Annotated in this window: 15 protein-coding genes, 2 rRNA genes and 1 riboswitch; of the genes, 3 read left to right on the forward strand and 14 right to left on the reverse strand. The window is 67.9% G+C overall.

The annotated features are described in order from the left end of the window. Window positions 1-35 precede the first annotated feature (35 nt). Window positions 36-1,541 (reverse strand): glutamate-cysteine ligase family protein, encoded by a 1,506-nt coding sequence (locus DTB53_RS29940; RefSeq protein ID WP_003970470.1) that lies wholly within the window; start codon window positions 1,539-1,541, stop codon window positions 36-38. A gap of 485 nt (window positions 1,542-2,026) precedes the next feature. Here DTB53_RS29940 and DTB53_RS29945 point away from each other — a divergent pair, with 485 nt between their 5' ends. Both DTB53_RS29945 and DTB53_RS29950 read left to right on the forward strand, forming a co-directional pair. Continuing rightward, entirely contained in the window at window positions 2,027-2,611 is a 585-nt protein-coding gene (locus tag DTB53_RS29945; RefSeq protein WP_003970469.1) for a hypothetical protein, read from the forward strand. 330 nt (window positions 2,612-2,941) lie between these two features. After that, window positions 2,942-3,148 carry a DUF5999 family protein gene (locus tag DTB53_RS29950; RefSeq protein ID WP_012381745.1) on the forward strand — a complete coding sequence of 69 codons (207 nt, stop codon included), beginning with the start codon at window positions 2,942-2,944 and terminating at the stop codon, window positions 3,146-3,148. A gap of 103 nt (window positions 3,149-3,251) precedes the next feature. On the opposite strand, the gene gcvP is transcribed toward DTB53_RS29950, so the two are convergent. Next, window positions 3,252-6,137 (reverse strand): aminomethyl-transferring glycine dehydrogenase, encoded by a 2,886-nt coding sequence (gene gcvP, locus DTB53_RS29955; RefSeq protein ID WP_003970467.1) that lies wholly within the window; start codon window positions 6,135-6,137, stop codon window positions 3,252-3,254. A 192-nt stretch (window positions 6,138-6,329) separates the two neighbouring features. Continuing rightward, a riboswitch (glycine riboswitch) is annotated at window positions 6,330-6,427 on the reverse strand. A gap of 134 nt (window positions 6,428-6,561) precedes the next feature. Here gcvP and DTB53_RS29960 point away from each other — a divergent pair. Continuing rightward, window positions 6,562-6,933, forward strand: a complete 372-nt coding sequence (locus DTB53_RS29960) for a PRC-barrel domain-containing protein (RefSeq protein ID WP_003970466.1) — start codon at window positions 6,562-6,564, stop codon at window positions 6,931-6,933. On the opposite strand, the gene DTB53_RS29965 is transcribed toward DTB53_RS29960, so the two are convergent. The 12 genes from DTB53_RS29965 to DTB53_RS30020 form a co-directional block, all read right to left on the reverse strand. Beyond that, entirely contained in the window at window positions 6,855-8,315 is a 1,461-nt protein-coding gene (locus DTB53_RS29965) for a DNA polymerase IV (RefSeq protein ID WP_012381743.1), read from the reverse strand. The two genes, DTB53_RS29960 and DTB53_RS29965, sit on opposite strands and share 79 nt — an antisense overlap. A gap of 112 nt (window positions 8,316-8,427) precedes the next feature. Next, window positions 8,428-9,054, reverse strand: coding sequence for a MerR family transcriptional regulator (locus DTB53_RS29970; protein ID WP_003970464.1), 627 nt, complete (start codon window positions 9,052-9,054; stop codon window positions 8,428-8,430). Window positions 9,055-9,222: 168 nt separating this feature from the next. Further along, window positions 9,223-9,696: a bifunctional nuclease family protein gene (locus DTB53_RS29975; protein WP_003970463.1), complete on the reverse strand. Its 474-nt coding sequence runs from the start codon at window positions 9,694-9,696 to the stop codon at window positions 9,223-9,225. A gap of 53 nt (window positions 9,697-9,749) precedes the next feature. Beyond that, window positions 9,750-10,493, reverse strand: a complete 744-nt coding sequence (ftsR, locus tag DTB53_RS29980) for a transcriptional regulator FtsR (protein ID WP_003970462.1) — start codon at window positions 10,491-10,493, stop codon at window positions 9,750-9,752. A 42-nt stretch (window positions 10,494-10,535) separates the two neighbouring features. Then, window positions 10,536-11,315 (reverse strand): FHA domain-containing protein, encoded by a 780-nt coding sequence (locus tag DTB53_RS29985; protein WP_003970461.1) that lies wholly within the window; start codon window positions 11,313-11,315, stop codon window positions 10,536-10,538. A 190-nt stretch (window positions 11,316-11,505) separates the two neighbouring features. After that, window positions 11,506-12,315 carry a DUF881 domain-containing protein gene (locus tag DTB53_RS29990; protein ID WP_042497560.1) on the reverse strand — a complete coding sequence of 270 codons (810 nt, stop codon included), beginning with the start codon at window positions 12,313-12,315 and terminating at the stop codon, window positions 11,506-11,508. A 5-nt stretch (window positions 12,316-12,320) separates the two neighbouring features. Then, entirely contained in the window at window positions 12,321-12,653 is a 333-nt protein-coding gene (locus DTB53_RS29995; RefSeq protein ID WP_003970459.1) for a small basic family protein, read from the reverse strand. After that, a complete protein-coding gene (locus tag DTB53_RS30000) occupies window positions 12,650-13,564 on the reverse strand; it encodes a DUF881 domain-containing protein (protein ID WP_078562777.1) in 915 nt (304 codons plus the stop codon). Before DTB53_RS30000 ends, DTB53_RS29995 begins: the two co-directional genes overlap by 4 nt. Window positions 13,565-13,661: 97 nt before the next feature. Then, complete coding sequence (locus tag DTB53_RS30005; protein ID WP_003970457.1) at window positions 13,662-16,157, reverse strand: mannose-1-phosphate guanyltransferase; 2,496 nt, start codon at window positions 16,155-16,157, stop codon at window positions 13,662-13,664. A gap of 112 nt (window positions 16,158-16,269) precedes the next feature. Further along, window positions 16,270-16,878 (reverse strand): cardiolipin synthase ClsA, encoded by a 609-nt coding sequence (gene clsA, locus DTB53_RS30010; RefSeq protein WP_003970456.1) that lies wholly within the window; start codon window positions 16,876-16,878, stop codon window positions 16,270-16,272. Window positions 16,879-17,044: 166 nt separating this feature from the next. Beyond that, window positions 17,045-17,161, reverse strand: a 5S ribosomal RNA gene (rrf, locus tag DTB53_RS30015). Window positions 17,162-17,240: 79 nt separating this feature from the next. Continuing rightward, window positions 17,241-20,365: ribosomal RNA gene (locus tag DTB53_RS30020) — 23S ribosomal RNA — on the reverse strand. Between the last annotated feature and the right edge of the window lie 174 nt (window positions 20,366-20,539).

The raw sequence follows: 20,539 nt of genomic DNA on the forward strand, positions 1-20,539 counted from the left end.
CGGTCCGGTGACCGGCGCCGGCCTCCCGGGAGCCGTCAGGGCGCCGGGAAGCCCACCGGCCAGGTGTGGACCGGCTCCCCCGCGTGCATCAGTTCGGCGTAGCGGCGGGTGGTGGCCGCGAGCGCCGCGTCCCGCCCCAGCCCGGCGTCGAGGGCCCGGCGGTACGTGGCCACCTGCCAGGAGGCCCCGTTGACGCGCCGTTTGCAGCGCTCCTCGATCACCCCGAGACAGCGGTCCCGGTCGGCGGGTTCGATGTGCCAGGCGTCCAGCCCCGCGGCGGCCAGCGGCAGCAACTCCTCCAGCACCAACTGGACGGCGGGGATCCTGGCCAGCCCGCCGGAGCGGCCCGACCGGGGCCAGAGCAGCTCGGCCTCGATGCCGTGCCGGCAGGCCTCGGTGAAGTTCTCCTCGGCGGCCTCGAACGGCAGCCTGCTCCACACCGGCCGGGACTCCTCGGCGAGCGCCCGTACGAGCCCGTAGTAGAAGGCCGCGTTGGCGACCACGTCGGTGACCGTCGGCCCGGCCGGCAGCACCCGGTTCTCCACCCGCAGATGGGGAACACCGTCGGCGATCCCGTACACCGGGCGGTTCCAGCGGTAGACGGTGCCGTTGTGCAGCACCAGCTCCGCCAGTTCGGGCACCCCGCCCTCGTCGAGCACCTTCAGGGGGTCCTCGTCGTCGCAGATCGGCAGCAGCGGCGGGAAGTAGCGCAGGTTCTCCTCGAACAGCTCGTGGGCGGAGCCGATCCAGCGCTCCCCGAACCAGGTCCTGGGGCGCACCCCCTGGTTGGCCAGCTCCGGCGGCCGTACGTCGGTGGCCTGCTGGAACAGGGGCGGCCGGGACTCCCGCCAGAGCTCCTTGCCGAAGAGGAAGGGGGAGTTGGCGCCCAGCGCGATCTGGACGCCGGTGATCGCCTGGGCCGCGTTCCACACGTCGGCGAACCGGGCGGGCGTCACCTGGAGGTGCAGCTGTACGGAGGTACAGGCCGCCTCCGGAGCAATCGAGGGAGAGGTGCAGACCAGCCGCTCGACGCCTTCGATATCCAGCAGGAAATCTTCCCCCCGGGCAGCCGCCATTTGATCGTTGAGCAGGGTGTAGCGGTCCACGTCCGAGAGATTCGCGGACACCACGTCGTGCTCGCCCAGAGTTGGCAGGATTCCGATCATCACGATCCCCGCGTCCACCTCTCCCGCCTTGCGGTGCGCATAGGCGAGACCGGTCCGCAACTCCTCGGCGAGCTGATCGAAAACCCGGCCGCCGAGGCGGTGCGGGACGATATTCACTTCGAGATTGAACATCCCCAGTTCGGTCTGGAAATCCCGGCTCGCGATGCGCTGGAGCACCTGCTGATTCATCATCCGGGGCATCCCGTCGGAACCCGCGAGATTCAGCTCTATCTCCAGCCCCATCAGGTTCCGCGGACGATCGAACCTCCGTTCCGCCAGGAGTCTGCCCAGCCCCTCCAGGCACTGGTTGAGCTTGGTGCGGTACGCCTGTCGATCGGACAGGTCAACGGCTTCCGCCACGACCTTCTCCCCCATCGAGGGGTCCCTCCTCCAGTGGGCGGCCCGCGGCCCAGGCCGCTCGCATCACGATCGATAATGCCCAGTGGGAGTGATCCGTAACGCCCCCACGGGCTTCCGATACCCGATAGTCTTGTTGAAGGAGACCTGGGGCACATTCCCTTGGCATGGGGCTCCCAGCATTTTCGCCCGGAGTATGCACGGCGGAAACACCGGCGAGTTTCGGCCTACCGCTCCGCCGGAAGGGTGCCAGGTCGGCGCCGCCGACTCCCTCTCAAATCACCAGCAATACCGCAATGCGAAGGCCGGATGACGCCTTGTGCGACATATCCGCGACTGCTAGCGGAAACACTGTGTGAACACATGTCATATAAACTCAGCTCAACGAGGCAGAGCGTTGATACGACTCGCCCGTCACCGGCCGTCTCCGGCCTTCCATGCCGACAGCGCCGTCTGCACCCGCCCAAGCGCCACCGTGTCTCCGAAGTGAGAGGCGACCCACTATGCCGCTGCATGTTCCCCCGGCTCCCGCGCCCGCCCTGCGCAGTGTTCTCGCGGCCCTCGGTTCTCCCACCGCCGTCCGCGAGGCCAAAACCTCCGCCCTCCGGTCCGTCCAGGGACCGCTGAGCCCCGAACTACCGCTTCCCGTGCACGTGCTGGACCGGATCTCGCCCACCAGGACAGCACCCCTGACGCGCCTCACGGCCTGGCGTTTCCTGATCCGGAGCGAGGGCCGCGCGGTCGCCGCGGCGGACACCGTGCTCACGCCCGACGGCTGGGCCTTCTCGCACTTCTTCGAGGGGCCCTACCTCGCCTCGACCGAACTGGCCCTCCGCCAGGCGGAGGGGTCGTCCACCGCCTGCCAGGTCCGGCTGCTGTCCATCCCGGAGCTGTACATGCTCACCCTCTGGCTGCACGGCGACACCGAGGCCGATCCCGCCGAGGGGGTGCTCGCGCCCACGGACGTCCTCGTACCCCTGGCGCCGGCCCCGCCGGGCATCGCCGCCCACAGACCGCACCGGGTCGCCGATCTGCTGCCCGTCATCTCCCTGCGCGTGGCCCCCGGACCGCTCCTCAGTCCGGCCTGACCTGCGCCGCCGCGACACGGCGCCCCCGCAGTGACCCCGCCCTGCCCCGCCCGGACGCCGGGCGGGGCAGGGGTCACTGCGGGGGCGTTGCGCTGCCCACTCGGACTAGCCCCATCCGGCCACCCCGAACCACCCAAAGGGACAGTGCAGTTGCGGTGAACCGTCCGCGCGGGTGATGCGTCATGGGAGGAGTACGGGTGCTGCAGCGAAATCCCTGCGGAATCTTCCCCGTAGGGCAACACTGGGACCGGACCGACTGATACGGGGGCGGCCATGAACGACTCATCCAGCCGCAGGACACTCGACTCGACGCAGCGAAAGAACCCATCCATGTGCCAGCACCAGCCACCCTGCCCCACCGCCGAATCACCCGACCGGGAAGCCGCGCGCCTGACGGCCCACCACCCCGAACAGGGGTGGAGCCTCTTGTGCAACGGCGTCCTCCTCTTCGAGGACACCGGCGAACTGCTGCCCGACGGGCAGATCATCGCCCCGCACCGGCCCCTGGCAACCGGCCGCGTGGTGAAGGCCGCCTGAGGGCGGGCCGACGAACAGGGGCCGGCCCGGAGAGATCTCCGCACCGGCCCCGACGCATGCCCGGCGCGCACCGCTCACGGCGCACGCCCTGCCGCGACCTGCCTCAGTCGTCGTACGCGTCCAGCGGAGGGCAGGAGCAGACCAGGTTCCGGTCGCCGAAGGCCCCGTCGATGCGGCGCACCGGCGGCCAGTACTTGTCGGCGGCGGACACCCCGGCCGGGAAGACGGCCTCCTCGCGGCTGTAACCGTGCTCCCAGTCACCGCCGAGCGCGGCGGCGGTGTGCGGGGCGTTGGACAACGGGTTGTCGTCCGCGCTCCACTCCCCCGAGGCGACCTTCTCGATCTCGGCGCGGATCGCGATCATGGTGTCGCAGAACCGGTCGAGCTCCGCGAGGTCCTCGCTCTCCGTCGGCTCGATCATCAGCGTGCCGGCCACCGGGAACGACATGGTCGGCGAGTGGAAGCCGTAGTCGATCAGGCGCTTGGCCACGTCGTCGATGGAGACGCCGGTCGCCTTCGAGATCGGTCGCAGGTCCACGATGCACTCGTGCGCGACCAGACCGGCCGGGCCGTTGTACAGGATCGGGAAGTGCGGCTCCAGGCGCTTGGCGATGTAGTTCGCGGCCAGCACGGCGACCTGAGTGGCCCGCTTGAGCCCCTCGCCGCCCATCAGACGGACGTACGCCCACGAGATCGGCAGAATGCCCGCCGAGCCCCACGGGGCGGCCGAGATCGGGCCCACGCCGGTCTCCGGGCCCGCGGCGGGCTGGAGGGGGTGGTTGGGGAGGTACGGCGCGAGGTGCGCGCGGACGCCGACCGGGCCGACGCCGGGGCCGCCGCCGCCGTGCGGGATGCAGAAGGTCTTGTGCAGGTTCAGGTGCGAGACGTCGCCGCCGAACTTGCCGGGCTTGGCGAGCCCGACCAGCGCGTTGAGGTTGGCGCCGTCGACGTAGACCTGGCCGCCCGCGTCGTGCACCTCGCCGCAGATCTCGGCGACGTGCTCCTCGAACACCCCGTGCGTGGACGGGTAGGTGATCATGAGCACGGCCAGCTCGTCGCGGTGCTGCTCGATCTTGGCGCGCAGGTCCGCGATGTCGACCTCGCCGTCGTCGGCGGTCTTCACCACGACGACCTTCATGCCCGCCATGACGGCGCTGGCCGCGTTGGTGCCGTGGGCGGAGGACGGGATGAGGCAGACGGTGCGCTGGTCGTCGCCGTTGGCCCGGTGGTACGCGCGGACGGCCAGCAGACCCGCGAACTCGCCCTGCGAGCCGGCGTTGGGCTGGATGGACACCGCGTCGTAGCCGGTGACCTCCGCGAGGCGCTCCTCCAGCTCACGGATGAGCGTGAGGAAGCCCTGCGCCTGGTCGGCCGGGGCGAAGGGGTGCAGCGCGCCGAACTCGGGCCAGGTGATCGACTCCATCTCGGCGGTCGCGTTCAGCTTCATGGTGCAGGAGCCGAGCGGAATCATGCCGCGGTCCAGCGCGTAGTCGCGGTCGGCGAGCTTGCGGAGGTAGCGCAGCATCGCGGTCTCGGAGCGGTGCTGGTGGAAGACCGGGTGGGTCAGGATGTCGTCGGAGCGCAGCAGCCCCTCGGGCAGCGCGTCGGCGACCGCGGCGTCCAGCGCCTCGATGTCGCCCTCGGCGCCGAAGGCCGCCCAGACGGCGGAGATCTGGGAGCGGGTGGTGGTCTCGTCGCAGGCGATGGAGACGTGGTCGGCGTCGACGAGGCGGAGGTTGACCCCGCGCTCGCGGGCCTCGGCGACGATGCCGGCGGCCTTGCCGGGCACCCGCACGGTCAGGGTGTCGAAGAACGCGCCGTGCACGACGTCGACGCCGGCGCTCCGCAGGCCGTCGGCCAGGATCGCGGCGAAGCGGTGGGTGCGCCGGGCGATCGTCCGCAGCCCGTCGGGGCCGTGGTAGACCGCGTACATGCCGGCCATGACGGCGAGCAGGACCTGCGCCGTACAGATGTTGCTGGTGGCCTTCTCGCGGCGGATGTGCTGCTCGCGGGTCTGGAGGGCCAGGCGGTAGGCCTTGTTGCCGTCGGCGTCGACGGAGACGCCGACGAGGCGGCCGGGCAGGGAGCGGGCGAACTTCTCGCGGACCGCCATGAAGCCGGCGTGCGGCCCGCCGAAGCCCATCGGCACGCCGAAGCGCTGGGTGGTGCCGACCGCGATGTCGGCGCCGAGCGCGCCGGGCGAGGTGAGGAGCGTGAGGGCCAGCAGGTCGGCGGCGACGGTGACGATCGCGCCGAGCTCGTGGGCCTGCTCGATGACGGGCTCGATGGCACGCACGGCACCCGAGGCGCCCGGGTACTGGAGGAGGACGCCGAAGACGCCGCGCTCGGCGATCTCGGCGGGGATGCCGTCGCTCAGGTCCGCGACGACGACCTCGACGCCGGTGGGCTCGGCGCGGGTCTCGATGACCGCGACGGTCTGCGGCAGGGTGTCGGCGTCGACCAGGAAGACGCCCTTCTTGACCTTGCCGACGCGCCGGGACAGCGCCATCGCTTCGGCGGCCGCGGTGCCCTCGTCGAGCAGGGAGGCGCCGGAGGTGGGCAGTCCGGTCAGCTCGGCGACCATCGTCTGGAAGTTGAGGAGGGCTTCGAGGCGGCCCTGGGAGATCTCCGGCTGGTACGGCGTGTAGGCCGTGTACCACGCGGGGTTCTCCATGACGTTGCGCAGGATGACGGGCGGCGTGAAGGTGCCGTAGTAGCCGAGGCCGATCATCGGGGCGAGCACCTGGTTGCGGTCGGCCAGCGAGCGCAGCTCGGCCAGCACCTCCGCCTCGGTGCGCGCCGACGGAAGGTTCAGGGCCTCCGCGCTCTTGATCACGTCGGGCACCGCGGCGGCGGTCAGCTCGTCGAGGGAGCCGTAGCCGACCTGGGCGAGCATCTTCGCCTGGGCTTCCGCGTCGGGCCCTATGTGGCGCTGCTCGAACGGAATGCCCTGCTCCAGCTGGGAGAGCGGAGTGCGACGGGGGGTCATGGTGGAGGCCTCCTGGTCTGTCACGACCTGCGAGGGGCACCACGGCGCGGGTGCCCGGACGGCCTCCCCTCTGTCATCTCAACCTGAGAGCTTCACCGGCCCGCCCGGGGGCGTGCCGGCTTTCACCGTCGGTGAGGGTCGAATCCACCCGGGCCTGCGCCCGCACGGAACCGCCCTGCTTTCCAGAGTGACCTCGTCCGTGCGGTACGGGGGCCTGAGAGATTCCGGGGAGGAGTTGCTCCTTCGGCGCCTCCGGATTCTCCACCGGAGGACTCTCCCGCACGGGGTCAGCAGCCACCGCCAGCCTACCAGCGGCCACCGCGCCGGAGTTTCTCGAGTGGCCGACGCCACGGATCTGCATTTGTCTGGTCCTGGTGGAGCGACAGGACCGCCCTGAGCAGTCCGCGAACCAGTGGGAGGCACCGTGCAGACGGACATCGATCCGCGCCGCCTGATCGGCCGCAAGGCATTCGATCGCAAGGGGGCCAAGATCGGAACGGTGGATGAGGTCTATCTCGACGACGCGACGGGCGTCCCCGAGTGGGCGGCTGTCCGCACCGGCCTGTTCAGCAGGGACGCCTTCGTCCCCCTGGAGCCCAGCGAATTCGTCGAGGACACCCTGCGCGTCCCCTTCGAACGCGCTCTCATCAGGAGCGCGCCGGACTTCGGCGTCGGCCGGCACCTCTCGCCCGAGCAGGAACTGCAGCTCTACCGCCACTACGGTCTGGACTCCCCGCCCTCGGCGGAGTCGGCGCCCGACCGGGACTTCGGCAGGCTGGCGGGCCAGGAGGAGTAGTCCGCCGCGTCACGGACGAGCGGCAGCGGGTCGGCGGGCCGCAGCAGCGGATCGTCGACGCGGAACGTCAGCACCCGGCCGGGTGCGCTCCACGGCTCCTCGAACCGGACGGTGACCCGCCCCACGCCGCTCCCCTGCACCCAGCCGTGCCCGTGCTCCTCGTGGTGCACGTCGTGTCCGGCGGGCCAGCGCCGCGCTGCGAGCGGCTCGGCGTCGTCCGGCCCGGGCTCCGCCGGCGTGTTCTCCTCGTCGCCCTCCGTCGGCGCCCGGTGCTCCTCCTCCCGGGTCCGCTGGGCGAGCTCCCGGGCGTCGGCGGCCTGGGCGAACAGGTCCTCCTGGGTGTAGTCGGCCAGCCCCGTCACGCCGACGCCCAGGAGTCGTACGCCCCCCGTCGTGTCGACGGACTCCAGCAGCCGCCCCGCCGCCTCACGGACCACCGTGGGGTCGTCCGTGGGGCCTCTGAGCGTCTCGGAGCGGGTCAGGGTGGAGAAGTCGTAGCGGCGCACCTTCAGCACCACCGTGCGGCCCGACCGGTCGGCGGCGCGCAGCCGCTCCACGCACCGGGCGGCGAGCCGCTCCACCTCGGCCCGCACCCGCACCCGGTCGTGCAGGTCCACGTCGAAGGTGTCCTCCACCGATACGGACTTGGCGTCCCGCTCGGCGACCACCGGGCGGTCGTCGAGCCCGAGCGCCATCCGGTAGAGCCCGTGGCCGTGGGCCTTGCCGACCAGCCGCACGAGCTCCGCCTCGCCCGCCTCGGCCAGGTCGTGGACCGTGGTCATCCCCGCGCGTCTGAGATGGTCGCCGGTGGCCGGGCCGACCCCGGGCAGGATGCGCACGGACATGGGGGCGAGCAGGTCGCGTTCGGTGCCGGGCTCGATGACGAGCAGTCCGTCGGGCTTGGCCTCCTCGGAGGCGATCTTGGCGAGCATCTTGGAGCCGGCCAGCCCGACGGACCCGCTGAGGCCGGTCACCGCGCGGATGGCCGCCCGCAGCCCTTCCCCCGTCGCCCGGGCCGACGCCGAGTCGTCGGCCGTCCCGCCGGCCTCCAGGTCCACGAAGGCCTCGTCCAGGCTGAGCGGCTCCACCAGGGGCGAGAGCCGCCCCAGCAGCTCCATCACCTTCTCGCTCACCGTCCGGTACAGCGCGAAGCGGGGCACCAGGTAGGCGGCGTTCGGCGCGAGCCGCCGGGCCTGCGCGGTGGGCATCGCCGAGTGCACGCCCAGCCGCCGCGCCTCGTACGAGGCGGTGGCGACCACTCCGCGGGGTCCGAGGCCGCCCACCACGACCGCCTTGCCGCGCAGGCTCGGCTTGGCCGCCTGCTCCGCCGACGCGTAGAAGGCGTCCATGTCCAGGTGCAGGATGGTGGGCGCGGGTCTCACACCGTCGATGCTGCCCTACGGCACTGACAACGGGACGGTCCGGCGCCCCGTGGGGTGCCGGACCGTCCCGTCGTCCTGCGCGCGCTGCCCGCCGTGCGGGGCTCCGGGGTCCTCAGACGGCGCGGTTGCGGCGCCGCGCCAGCTCGTCGGCGGGGTTGTGGCCGACGAGCGTCTCGCCGGTGTCGACCCGCTCGCCGTGCAGCTGCGAGAGCGCCGCCTCCACGTCCCGCCAGACGACGCCGACGGCGATCCCGAAGACTCCCTGCCCGCCCTGGAGCAGGCTGACGACCTCGTCGGGCGAGGAGCACTCGTAGACCGTTGCCCCGTCGCTCATCAGCGTCATGCGCTCAAGATCCTGGAAACCGCGGGCCCGCAGATGCTGGACCGTGGTGCGGATGTTCTGCAGAGCGACCCCGGTGTCCAGGAACCGCTTGACGATCTTGAGGAGAACCACGTCCCGGAAACTGTAGAGACGCTGGGTTCCCGACCCGTAGGCCGGGCGCACACTGGGCTCGACCAGTCCCGTACGGGCCCAGTAGTCCAACTGGCGGTAGGTGATCCCCGCCGCCGCGCACGCCGTAGGTCCGCGATAGCCGATGTCGCCGGCATCGCTCGCCGCTGCCACGCCGCCCGCTGCCACCGCTGCCGGTTGAACCGGCTGCCTGATGGCGTGGTCGGCTCCACTGCCGTGCTGCGGATACGGCCCACCCGCCGCCGTACCGTCGCCGCTGCTTCTCACGCCGACCTCCGTCCTTGACCTGCCCACTCGAAGGTAGGCAGTCACTCGGGGTGCGTCAACGATCGCCACACTCGGCACGCCGAGTGATAATCACCCTGAGGGTGGTTTCCCGTGTCTCGTTACCGGGAAAGGCTTGCCGGATGCGCTGACAGCACCCCTGCGGGACGGTCACTGGCTGTTCGTACCGAAGTCCTCCGGAGAGATCTGATCGAGGAACTCGCGGAACTTCTCCACCTCGTCCTCCTGCTCGTCGGGGATCGCGATGCCCGCATCGTCCAGCACGCCGTCACTGCCGTAGATCGGCGTGCCGGTCCGCAGGGCGAGCGCTATGGCGTCGGAGGGCCGGGCGCTCACCTCGACTCCGCTGGCGAAGACGAGCTCCGCATAGAAGACCCCTTCGCGGAGGTCCGTGATACGGACCTCGGTGAGCTCCTGGCCCAAGGCCTCGAGCACATCCTTGAACAGGTCATGGGTCAGCGGCCTGGCGGGAGCCATGCCCTGCTGGGCGAAGGCAATCGCGGTCGCCTCCCCCGGACCGATCCAAATGGGGAGGTACCGGTCGCCTCCCACTTCACGCAGGAGAACGATCGGTTGGTTGGAGGGCATTTCCACCCGGACACCGACAACGTCGAGCTCGTTCACACAGCAACCCTAGGACGTGCTCGCCATGTTTGGGTAGTCGGGATCCGCCGAGGTCAGTGCAGACGGCTGCGCAGCGCGCTCTGCACGAGTGCCGCGTGCAGCCGTACGGACAGCTCGGCGAGCTCGTTCGCGGTGGCCTCGGCATGGGCTCTGGTCTGCGGATTACGGTGTCGGCGCAGGGGCGCGACCAGCTGCTCCACCAGCCCCGCCTCCCGGTCGGCCGAGGCCCGCATGGCCCGAAGATGTCGCGGTTCCAGGCCGAAACGGCCCAGGTCCGCCACCAGCTTGGCGACCGTCACCATCTCGGCGTCGTAACCGCCCTCGGGGGCGGGGACGATCAGCCCGTAGGACTCCCACTCGGCCAGCCGGTCCTCGTCGACCTCGGCCGCCGCGAGCAGCTCGGCACGTCCGATCCGGGCGGCGGTCACCGTCCCGGGGCCGGCCTCCCAGACGCCGTCGGCCAGGTCCCGCCGCTCGCCGGGGGAGGGCAGCTGGGGCTGCTCCCCCCGGGCCAGGGCGTCCAGGTGCTCCCTGATGACCTTCAGCGGCAGGTAGTGGTCCCGCTGCATGCGGAGCACCTGGGCCAGGCGCTCCACATCACGCGGGGCGAACTTCCGGTATCCGGAAGGAGTGCGCTGCGGCTCGACGAGCCCCTCGGCCTCCAGGAACCGGATCTTGGAGATGGTGACTTCGGGAAACTCGTCGCGCAACTGGATGAGCACCGTACCGATGCTCATCGGGCGCGCTTCCGCGGTGGCGGTGCCGTGTCCGGCACCGCCTGTCGGTGTTCGCAGCATGGGCCTTCCTCGGGGTTCCCCCGGACGGAGTCCGGGGGCTGGTCACACGCCCCGCGGGCTCGCATAGAAGACCAGGCGGTACTTTCCGATCTGGACTTCGTCGCCGTTGGACAGCTGGACCGAATCGATGCGCTCACGGTTGACGTAGGTGCCGTTCAGGCTGCCGACATCACCCACGGTGAAGCTACCGTCCGGGCTCCTGCGGAACTCCACATGACGCCGCGACACGGTCACGTCATCGAGAAAGATGTCGCTCTGCGGGTGACGGCCGGCCGTGGTCAGGTCGCTGTCGAGCAGGAAGCGGCTGCCGGAGTTCGGGCCCCTCCGCACGACGAGCAGCGCCGAGCCGCCGGGCAGCGCGTCGACCGCGGCCTGGGCCTCCGGGGAGAGCGAGGGGAGAGCGGTCTGACCCGTCGCCTCCGCCTCGTACGCCTCAAGACCGGAGATGGAGATGGTGGACGTGGTCTCCGAGGGACGCTCGGGAACCCCGCCCCGCAGCGGCGCGCCGCAGTTGGAGCAGAACCGGCTGGCCTCCGCGTTGCGGTGACCGCACCTCGTACAGACCGGCATCGACGAGCCCTCCGGGGTGAACCCGCCACCCGTACTCGAGGCTGATGATTCGCCGAAACCTATGCGTCCGGCACCGGCAGGGTCAACAGACGACACGCCGTCACCCCCCGGGGCTCCGGACACCTCGTCGCGGAAGAGGGGACGCTCCGCCTCCTGCTCCTCGCCCTGACCGTGGCGCGGCGCGCGGTGGCGGGCAGCACTGTTGCTGTCCTCGCGTGCACTCTTCCCGAACAACTTCGCAAACAACTTCACGGGCGATTCCCCTTGACCGACATAGACCCGCCCGTGGGGCAGGACGAACCCTGATTGAACACACCTGCCGACCCGGACATCTTCACAACGTCCGTATCCACCCGACAGTTTCCACCACGCACCACCAATCCGGTGCGCCGACCCCCCGCAACCGTCCGACCCGCTCCACCGGCCCTCACGCTCGGCCGGCTCACGGGGAGGACGACCGAGCGTAGTCAGGCCGCTGCGCCGGTCGCAAGGCGTCGACGACGATGTCGTCGGACCGCTCCACGAGCACCGTGGCCTGCTCCTTCTCCAACGTCTGGACGACACCGCCGGGAATGTTGAGGGCGGGCTCCAGATCCTGCGGTTTGCCGATCACCGTGAACTCGTACGGCGCCTCGATCTTCTTGCCGTCCACCTCGACGCTCCCGGCGTCGCCGGAGAAGTAGGTGTTGGCCACCACCCGCACCCCGTTGACCTGGATCGCCTCGGCCCCCGCCGCCCGCAGTTCCTGAATGGCGTCGAGCAGCATGTCGGGCGCGACCGCCCCCGAGGGGTCGGTGATCGTCAGCGTGATGCCGGGGCCCTGCGCCGCCACGGTGCCCGCGAGGATACCGAGCTGGCGTTCCTTCTCCAGCGTCTGTTTCCGGGCCTCCTCGGCCTGGTCGGAGCTGTTCTCCAACTCGGTGCGCTGATCGTCCAGGCGCTGCTTCTCGTCCTCCAGGCGCTGGGTCCGGTCGTCGACCTCGTCGAGGATGCGGACGAGGTCCTCCTGCCGGGCTCCGCGCAACGCACTGTCGTCGCTGGTGGACCGCACCTGGATGGCGAGCCCCAGCCCGAGCCCGAACAGCAGCACGGCGACGATCAGTTGGGCCCGGCTCAGCCGCGGCGGCCACAGGCCAGCCTTGAGCCGCTGCCGACCGGAGACTTCCGCGGCGGGCGACGGCGCGGGAGCGTCGGGCACCGGGGACGCAGCGCCCTCGGGCTGTTCGTTGCGGGGGTTCTCGTCGTGGTTCATCGGCCTCAAGCCCGGAAGACGTGCCGGCGGATCGCGGCGGCGTTGGAGAAGATCCGAATGCCCAGCACGACCACCACACCGGTGGAGAGTTGGGCGCCGACCCCCAGTTTGTCGCCGAGGAAGACGATCAGCGCGGCCACCACGACGTTCGAGAGGAAGGAGACCACGAAGACCTTGTCGACGAAGATGCCGTCGAGCATGGCCCGCAGACCGCCGAAGACGGCGTCGAGCGCGGCGACCACCGCGATCGGCAGATAGGGCTCGACCACCGCCGGTACCTCGGGCCGGACCAACAGTCCGACCACGACTCCCACGACGAGGCCCAGTACGGCGATCACGATGTGCCCTTCCCTGTGTCTGCCGCACCACTGCCGGCGGCCTTCGGCTCTGCTGTACGGACGATCAGGCTCGGCGCGGCCGGAAGCCGCACCTTCGCCTGATCGGAGATGCTGGTGCGGATGTCGAAGCTCTCCTTGAGCGCCTGAAGATACTGGCCGTCGGCGCTGTCCTGGAAGGCGGTCGCGAGCTTCTTGCCGTCCCCCACCGCGAGCACCGTGTACGGCGGTACGAGCGGTCTGTTGTCGACCAGTATGGCGTCGCCGGCCGCCCGGATGGCCGACAGCGCGGTCAGCCTCTGCCCGTTGATGGCGATCGCCTCGGCCCCGGACTCCCACAGGCCGTTGACGACCCGCTGCATGTCCCGGTCACGCACCCGCCCGGTGTCGGCGAAGCCCGTCGACTCGCGCGGCCCGCCGCCGCCCTGGTCGGTGTCCTTCGCGTCGTCGACGACCAGTTTCACGCCGGGCCCCTCCACCGGCGTCGCCCCGGCCAGCAGGGCCACCAGCTGGCCCTGGTCCCCACCGTGCCGCTCAAGCGCCTTGCGCTGACGTTCGCTCACATCGTGGCGGAGCGTGTCGACGTCGGACTCCAAGGTGTCCGCCGCCTCGGTCTCCGCGTCGATGCGGTCGATCAGTTCCTCGCGCTCCTTGGCGACGACCGGCGCGGAGATCCGCGCCTCCGCGGCGCCGAGGGTGACCACCAGGGCGGCCACCACGAGTCCCGCGGCCAGGCCGAGCTTCGACTTGAGCGTACGGGGCAGGCCCGCGCTGCCGTCGGCCTTGCGCCGCGCCGAGGCCTCCGCGTACCCGTCGTCGAGGCTGTGGTCCATCACGTTGTTCAGCAGCGACATGGAGGCGTCGGGGCGTGCGGACGGCGGGGCGGTGCTCCGATCGGGGGACTGCTGCGACATGCCGCACATCGTCGCACGTCATCACGGCTGCCGCCGAATGGCCCCACCGGTGAGCCGCGACCCCCTGCCCCGGGGGTCGCGGCTCACCGTCCTGGCGTCACTCCCCGGCGCTGTCCACGACCGCGGCCCACTCGTCGAGCAGGGCCTGGGCCGAGGCGTCGTCCGGACCCTCCGCCCACAGGTGGGTGACGGCCTCCGCCCGGTCGGGCAGGACCATGATCCATCGCCCGTCCGCCTCGACCACGCGGACCCCGTCCGTGGTGTCCACGCTGCGGTCACCGGCCGCTTCGACGACCCGGCGCATGACGAGACCCTTGACGGCCCACGGGGTCGCCAGGTCGCGGCGCAGGACGTGGGCCCGGGGAATCCGGGCGTCGATCTGGCTCAGCGTGAGCTGGGTGCGCGCGACGAGCCCGATGAGCCGGACGAAAGCGGCTGTGCCGTCGAATACGCTGCTGAATTCGGGAACGATGAACCCTCCGCGCCCGTCTCCTCCGAAGATGGTGTCCTCTTCACGGCCCACCCGGGTCAGATCGTCGGGCGAGGTGGTCGTCCACTCCACCTGGGTGCCGTGGTAGGCCGCCACCTGCTCGGCGACGCGCGTGGTCGTCACGGGCAGGGCGACACGACCGCTGCGCCGCTCGGCGGCGACGAGATCCAGGAGGACCAGCAGAGCCCTGTCGTCCTCGATGATGCGGCCCAGTTCGTCGACGAGGGAGAGCCGCTCGCCCACCGGGTCGAACCGCACGCCGAAGGCCGCCCGTGCCGAGGAGACGATCTCCCCGAGCCGCACGAGGCCGGCCCGCCGGGCCTCGGCGGACTCGGTGGGCCGCGCCTCGTCGAGTCCGGGGTTGATCGTCAGCGCGTCCACGCCGAGCCGCCCGAGCAGGCTGGGCAGGACGAGCCCGGCGCTGCCGTTGGAGGCGTCGACGACGACCTTGAGGCCGGAGTCGGCGATGCCGTCGACGTCGACGTTCCGCAGGAGGGAACCGGTGTACGAGTCGAACACGCTGGACGGGAAGTGCAGGTCCCCGATCTCGCCGGGGAAGGCCCTGCGGTACTCCTGGCGTGCGTAGACCCGGTCGAGCTTGCGCTGCTGGGCCTGCGAGAGGTCCGCGCCGCGCTCGTCGATGAACATGATGTCCACCGAGTCGGGCACTCCAGGCGACGTACGGATCATGATGCCGCCTGCGCTGCCCCGGGCGGTCTGCTGGCGCGCCACGGGCAGGGGGACGTTCTCCAGGTCCCGGACGTCGATGGCGCTCGCCTGGAGGGCCGAGATGACGGCCCGCTTGAGGGCGCGGGCGCCTCGGGAGTGGTCACGTGCGGTGGTGACCGTCGAGCCCTTCTTGAGGGTCGTGGCGTAGGCCCCGGCCAGCCGTACGGCCAGTTCGGGGGTGATCTCGACGTTCAGGATCCCGGAGACCCCCCGCGCCCCGAAGAGGTGCGCCTGGCCGCGGGACTCCCAGATCACCGAGGTGTTGACGAACGCGCCGGCCTCGATCGTCTTGAACGGGTACACCCGGACGTTGCCCTGGATGATCGACTCCTCGCCGACCAGGCATTCGTCCCCGATGACGGCGCCGTCCTCGATGCGGGCCGCGCGCATGATGTCGGTGTTCTTGCCGACCACGCAGCCCCGGAGGTTGCTGTGCTGTCCGATGTAGACGTTGTCGTGCACCACGGCTCTGTGGAGGAAGGCGCCCGTCTTCACGACGACGTTCGATCCGACGACCGTGTGCTCGCGGATCTCGACGTCCGCCTCGACCTTGGCGTAGTCGCCGATGTACAGGGGTCCGCGCAGCACGGCGTCGGGGTGCACCTCGGCGCCTTCGGCGACCCAGACGCCGGGCGAGATCTCAAAGCCGTCGATCTCCACGTCGACCTTGCGCTCCAGGACGTCCGCCTGGGCCTTCACATAGCTCTCGTGGGTGCCCACGTCCTCCCAGTAGCCCTCGGCGATGTAGCCGTAGATGGGCTTGCCCTCCTTCATCAGCTGAGGGAAGACGTCACCGGACCAGTCGACCGAGGTGTCGGCCTGGACGTAGTCGAATACTTCGGGCTCCATGACGTAGATGCCGGTGTTCACGGTGTCCGAGAAGACCTGTCCCCAGGTCGGCTTCTCCAGGAACCGTTCGACCTGCCCGTTCTCGTCGACGATGGTGATCCCGAATTCCAGGGGATTGGGCACCCTGGTCAGGCAGACCGTGACGAGCCCGCCCTTTGCCTTGTGGAACGCGATGAGGTCGGTGAGGTCGAAGTCGGTCAGCGCGTCACCGGAGATGACGAGGAACGTATCGTCCTTCAGTGCCTCTTCGGCGTTCTTCACGCTGCCCGCGGTGCCGAGTGGCTTCTCCTCGTTGGCATAGGTGAGCTCCATTCCGAGCTCCTCGCCGTCCCCGAAGTAATTCTTGACGAGGGAGGCGAGGAACTGGACGGTCACTACGGTTTCGCTGAGCCCATGCCGCTTGAGCAACCGCAGGACGTGCTCCATGATCGGCCTGTTGGCCACGGGAAGGAGCGGCTTGGGCATGCTCGAGGTCATGGGGCGAAGGCGTGTGCCTTCGCCGCCAGCCATCACGACGGCCTTCATGTCGGAAACGTCCTCCTAGAAGAGACGACGGTTAGCCGAGTTCGCCCGTCGGGGCATCATTCACACAGTCTGCCGCGGGCCGGCCACACTGCGCGACACCGCATCAACGAGCTCAATCGGCTACTGCGTCCGCCTTCACGATCCGGCGGACCTGAACCACATAGAGCACTCCTGCCCACCAATAGAGCGTTGTACCCCATCCGGCGAACGCCCATCCGAAGACAGCTGCCAGTGTGGCCAGCCAACCACTACCGTCGCTGAGCAGCAACAAGGGGAAGGCGTACATCAGGTTGAAGGTTGCAGCTTTTCCGAGGAAGTTGACCTGCGGAGGCGGATAGCCGTGGCGTCGCAGGATGGCCACCATCACCAGGAGCATCAGTTCCCGGGCGAGGAGCGCCGCGGTGACCCACAGGGGCAGGATCTCCCGCCAGGTGAGGCCCACAAGGGTGGAAAGAATGTAGAGGCGGTCCGCCGCCGGGTCCAGGAGCCGGCCGAGGCTGCTGATCTGGTTCCACTTGCGGGCGAGCTTCCCGTCGAGGTAGTCACTGATGCCGCTGAGCATCAGCACCAGCAGCGCCCAGTTGTCGCTGTTGGGCCCTCCGAACACGGGGCGAAGAATCAGCCACAGGAAGAGCGGTACCCCGACAAGGCGAGCCATGCTGAGGATGTTGGGGATGGTGAGGACCCGGTCCGTCTGGACCCGAGTCTCCTGGACCTCCACCCGGGGGCCTCCTGTGAAGAACGTGCCGATGATGCCCCCTGACCCTACCCTCAGAGCCCTTCGTCCGGTGCACGGGGGTGAGCGGGCGAAGACGGTGCGCCGGCCAGGGGTCCTGGAACGCAGGAAAGCCCCGCACCATACGGTGCGGGGCTTTCCCGGAAAAATTGTTCGGCGGCGTCCTACTCTCCCACAGGGTCCCCCCTGCAGTACCATCGGCGCTGAAAGGCTTAGCTTCCGGGTTCGGAATGTAACCGGGCGTTTCCCTAACGCAATGACCACCGAAACACTATGAAATTAACCAACACCGGACAACAACACGGCCGTTCGTTATTTCAGAACTAACACAGTGGACGCGAGCAACTGAGGACAAGCCCTCGGCCTATTAGTACCAGTCAGCTCCACCCGTTACCGGGCTTCCACATCTGGCCTATCAACCCAGTCGTCTACTGGGAGCCTTAACCCTTCAAGAGGGTGGGAATACTCATCTCGAAGCAGGCTTCCCGCTTAGATGCTTTCAGCGGTTATCCTTTCCGAACGTAGCCAACCAGCCATGCCCTTGGCAGGACAACTGGCACACCAGAGGTTCGTCCGTCCCGGTCCTCTCGTACTAGGGACAGCCCTTCTCAATATTCCTACGCGCACAGCGGATAGGGACCGAACTGTCTCACGACGTTCTAAACCCAGCTCGCGTACCGCTTTAATGGGCGAACAGCCCAACCCTTGGGACCGACTCCAGCCCCAGGATGCGACGAGCCGACATCGAGGTGCCAAACCATCCCGTCGATATGGACTCTTGGGGAAGATCAGCCTGTTATCCCCGGGGTACCTTTTATCCGTTGAGCGACAGCGCTTCCACAAGCCACTGCCGGATCACTAGTCCCGACTTTCGTCCCTGCTCGACCCGTCGGTCTCACAGTCAAGCTCCCTTGTGCACTTACACTCAACACCTGATTGCCAACCAGGCTGAGGGAACCTTTGGGCGCCTCCGTTACTCTTTAGGAGGCAACCGCCCCAGTTAAACTACCCATCAGACACTGTCCCTGATCCGGATCACGGACCCAGGTTAGACATCCAGCACGACCAGAGTGGTATTTCAACGACGACTCCACAACCACTGGCGTGGCCGCTTCAAAGTCTCCCACCTATCCTACACAAGCCGAACCGAACACCAATATCAAACTATAGTAAAGGTCCCGGGGTCTTTCCGTCCTGCTGCGCGAAACGAGCATCTTTACTCGTAGTGCAATTTCACCGGGCCTATGGTTGAGACAGTCGAGAAGTCGTTACGCCATTCGTGCAGGTCGGAACTTACCCGACAAGGAATTTCGCTACCTTAGGATGGTTATAGTTACCACCGCCGTTTACTGGCGCTTAAGTTCTCAGCTTCGCCGACCCGAAAGTCAGCTAACCGGTCCCCTTAACGTTCCAGCACCGGGCAGGCGTCAGTCCGTATACATCGCCTTACGGCTTCGCACGGACCTGTGTTTTTAGTAAACAGTCGCTTCTCGCTGGTCTCTGCGGCCACCCCCAGCTCAAGCAGCAAGTGCTATCACCAGTGATGGCCCCCCTTCTCCCGAAGTTACGGGGGCATTTTGCCGAGTTCCTTAACCATAGTTCACCCGAACGCCTCGGTATTCTCTACCTGACCACCTGAGTCGGTTTAGGGTACGGGCCGCCATGAAACTCGCTAGAGGCTTTTCTCGACAGCATAGGATCATCCACTTCACCACAATCGGCTCGGCATCAGGTCTCAGACTTATATGCACGACGGATTTGCCTACCGTGCGTCCTACACCCTTACCCCGGGACAACCACCGCCCGGGCTGGACTACCTTCCTGCGTCACCCCATCGCTTACCTACTACAAGTCTGGTTCATCGGCTCCACCACTACCCTCAACTCCGAAGAGATCGGGCCGGCTTCACGGACTTAGCATCGCCTGATTCAGTACTGGGCGTTTCAAAGCGGGTACCGGAATATCAACCGGTTGTCCATCGACTACGCCTGTCGGCCTCGCCTTAGGTCCCGACTTACCCTGGGCAGATCAGCTTGACCCAGGAACCCTTAGTCAATCGGCGCACACGTTTCTCACGTGTGTATCGCTACTCATGCCTGCATTCTCACTCGTGAACCGTCCACAACTCGCTTCCGCGGCTGCTTCACCCGGCACACGACGCTCCCCTACCCATCCGTACTCCCGTTGGGGATACATGTACGAATGACACGACTTCGGCGGTACGCTTGAGCCCCGCTACATTGTCGGCGCGGAATCACTTGACCAGTGAGCTATTACGCACTCTTTCAAGGGTGGCTGCTTCTAAGCCAACCTCCTGGTTGTCTCTGCGACTCCACATCCTTTCCCACTTAGCGTACGCTTAGGGGCCTTAGTCGATGCTCTGGGCTGTTTCCCTCTCGACCATGGAGCTTATCCCCCACAGTCTCACTGCCGTGCTCTCACTTACCGGCATTCGGAGTTTGGCTAAGGTCAGTAACCCGGTAGGGCCCATCGCCTATCCAGTGCTCTACCTCCGGCAAGAAACACACGACGCTGCACCTAAATGCATTTCGGGGAGAACCAGCTATCACGGAGTTTGATTGGCCTTTCACCCCTAACCACAGGTCATCCCCCAGGTTTTCAACCCTGGTGGGTTCGGTCCTCCACGAAGTCTTACCTCCGCTTCAACCTGCCCATGGCTAGATCACTCCGCTTCGGGTCTAGAGCGTGCAACTCAACCGCCCTGTTCGGACTCGCTTTCGCTACGGCTTCCCCACACGGGTTAACCTCGCTACACACCGCTAACTCGCAGGCTCATTCTTCAAAAGGCACGCAGTCACGACTGCATGTGCAAGCACATACAGCGACGCTCCCACGGCTTGTAGGCACACGTTTCAGGTACTATTTCACTCCGCTCCCGCGGTACTTTTCACCATTCCCTCACGGTACTATCCGCTATCGGTCACCAGGGAATATTTAGGCTTAGCGGGTGGTCCCGCCAGATTCACACGGGATTTCTCGGGCCCCGTGCTACTTGGGTGTCTCTCAAACGAGCCGTCAATGTTTCAGCTACGGGGGTCTTACCCTCTACGCCGGACCTTTCGCATGTCCTTCGCCTACATCAACGGTTTCTGACTCGCCTCACAGCCGGCAGACTGTGAAAGAGAGATCCCACAACCCCGCATGCGCAACCCCTGCCGGGTATCACACGCATACGGTTTGGCCTCATCCAGTTTCGCTCGCCACTACTCCCGGAATCACGGTTGTTTTCTCTTCCTGAGGGTACTGAGATGTTTCACTTCCCCTCGTTCCCTCCACACTGCCTATGTGTTCAGCAGCGGGTGACAGCCCATGACGACTGCCGGGTTTCCCCATTCGGAAACCCCCGGATCAAAGCTTGGTTGACAGCTCCCCGGGGACTATCGTGGCCTCCCACGTCCTTCATCGGTTCCTGGTGCCAAGGCATCCACCGTGCGCCCTTAAAAACTTGGCCACAGATGCTCGCGTCCACTGTGCAGTTCTCAAACAACGACCAGCCACCCACCACCCCCCCGAAACCGGATGAGTTCACTGGGGCCGGATCAGAAGGCAGCCTCATCGGCCGTACCCTCAGACACCCAACAACGTGCCCGACACGACCGATCCCTCACCACGTTCCACGCCGAAG

It is taken from the genome of Streptomyces griseus (assembly GCF_900460065.1).
In the GTDB taxonomy this organism is placed as follows: domain Bacteria; phylum Actinomycetota; class Actinomycetes; order Streptomycetales; family Streptomycetaceae; genus Streptomyces; species Streptomyces griseus.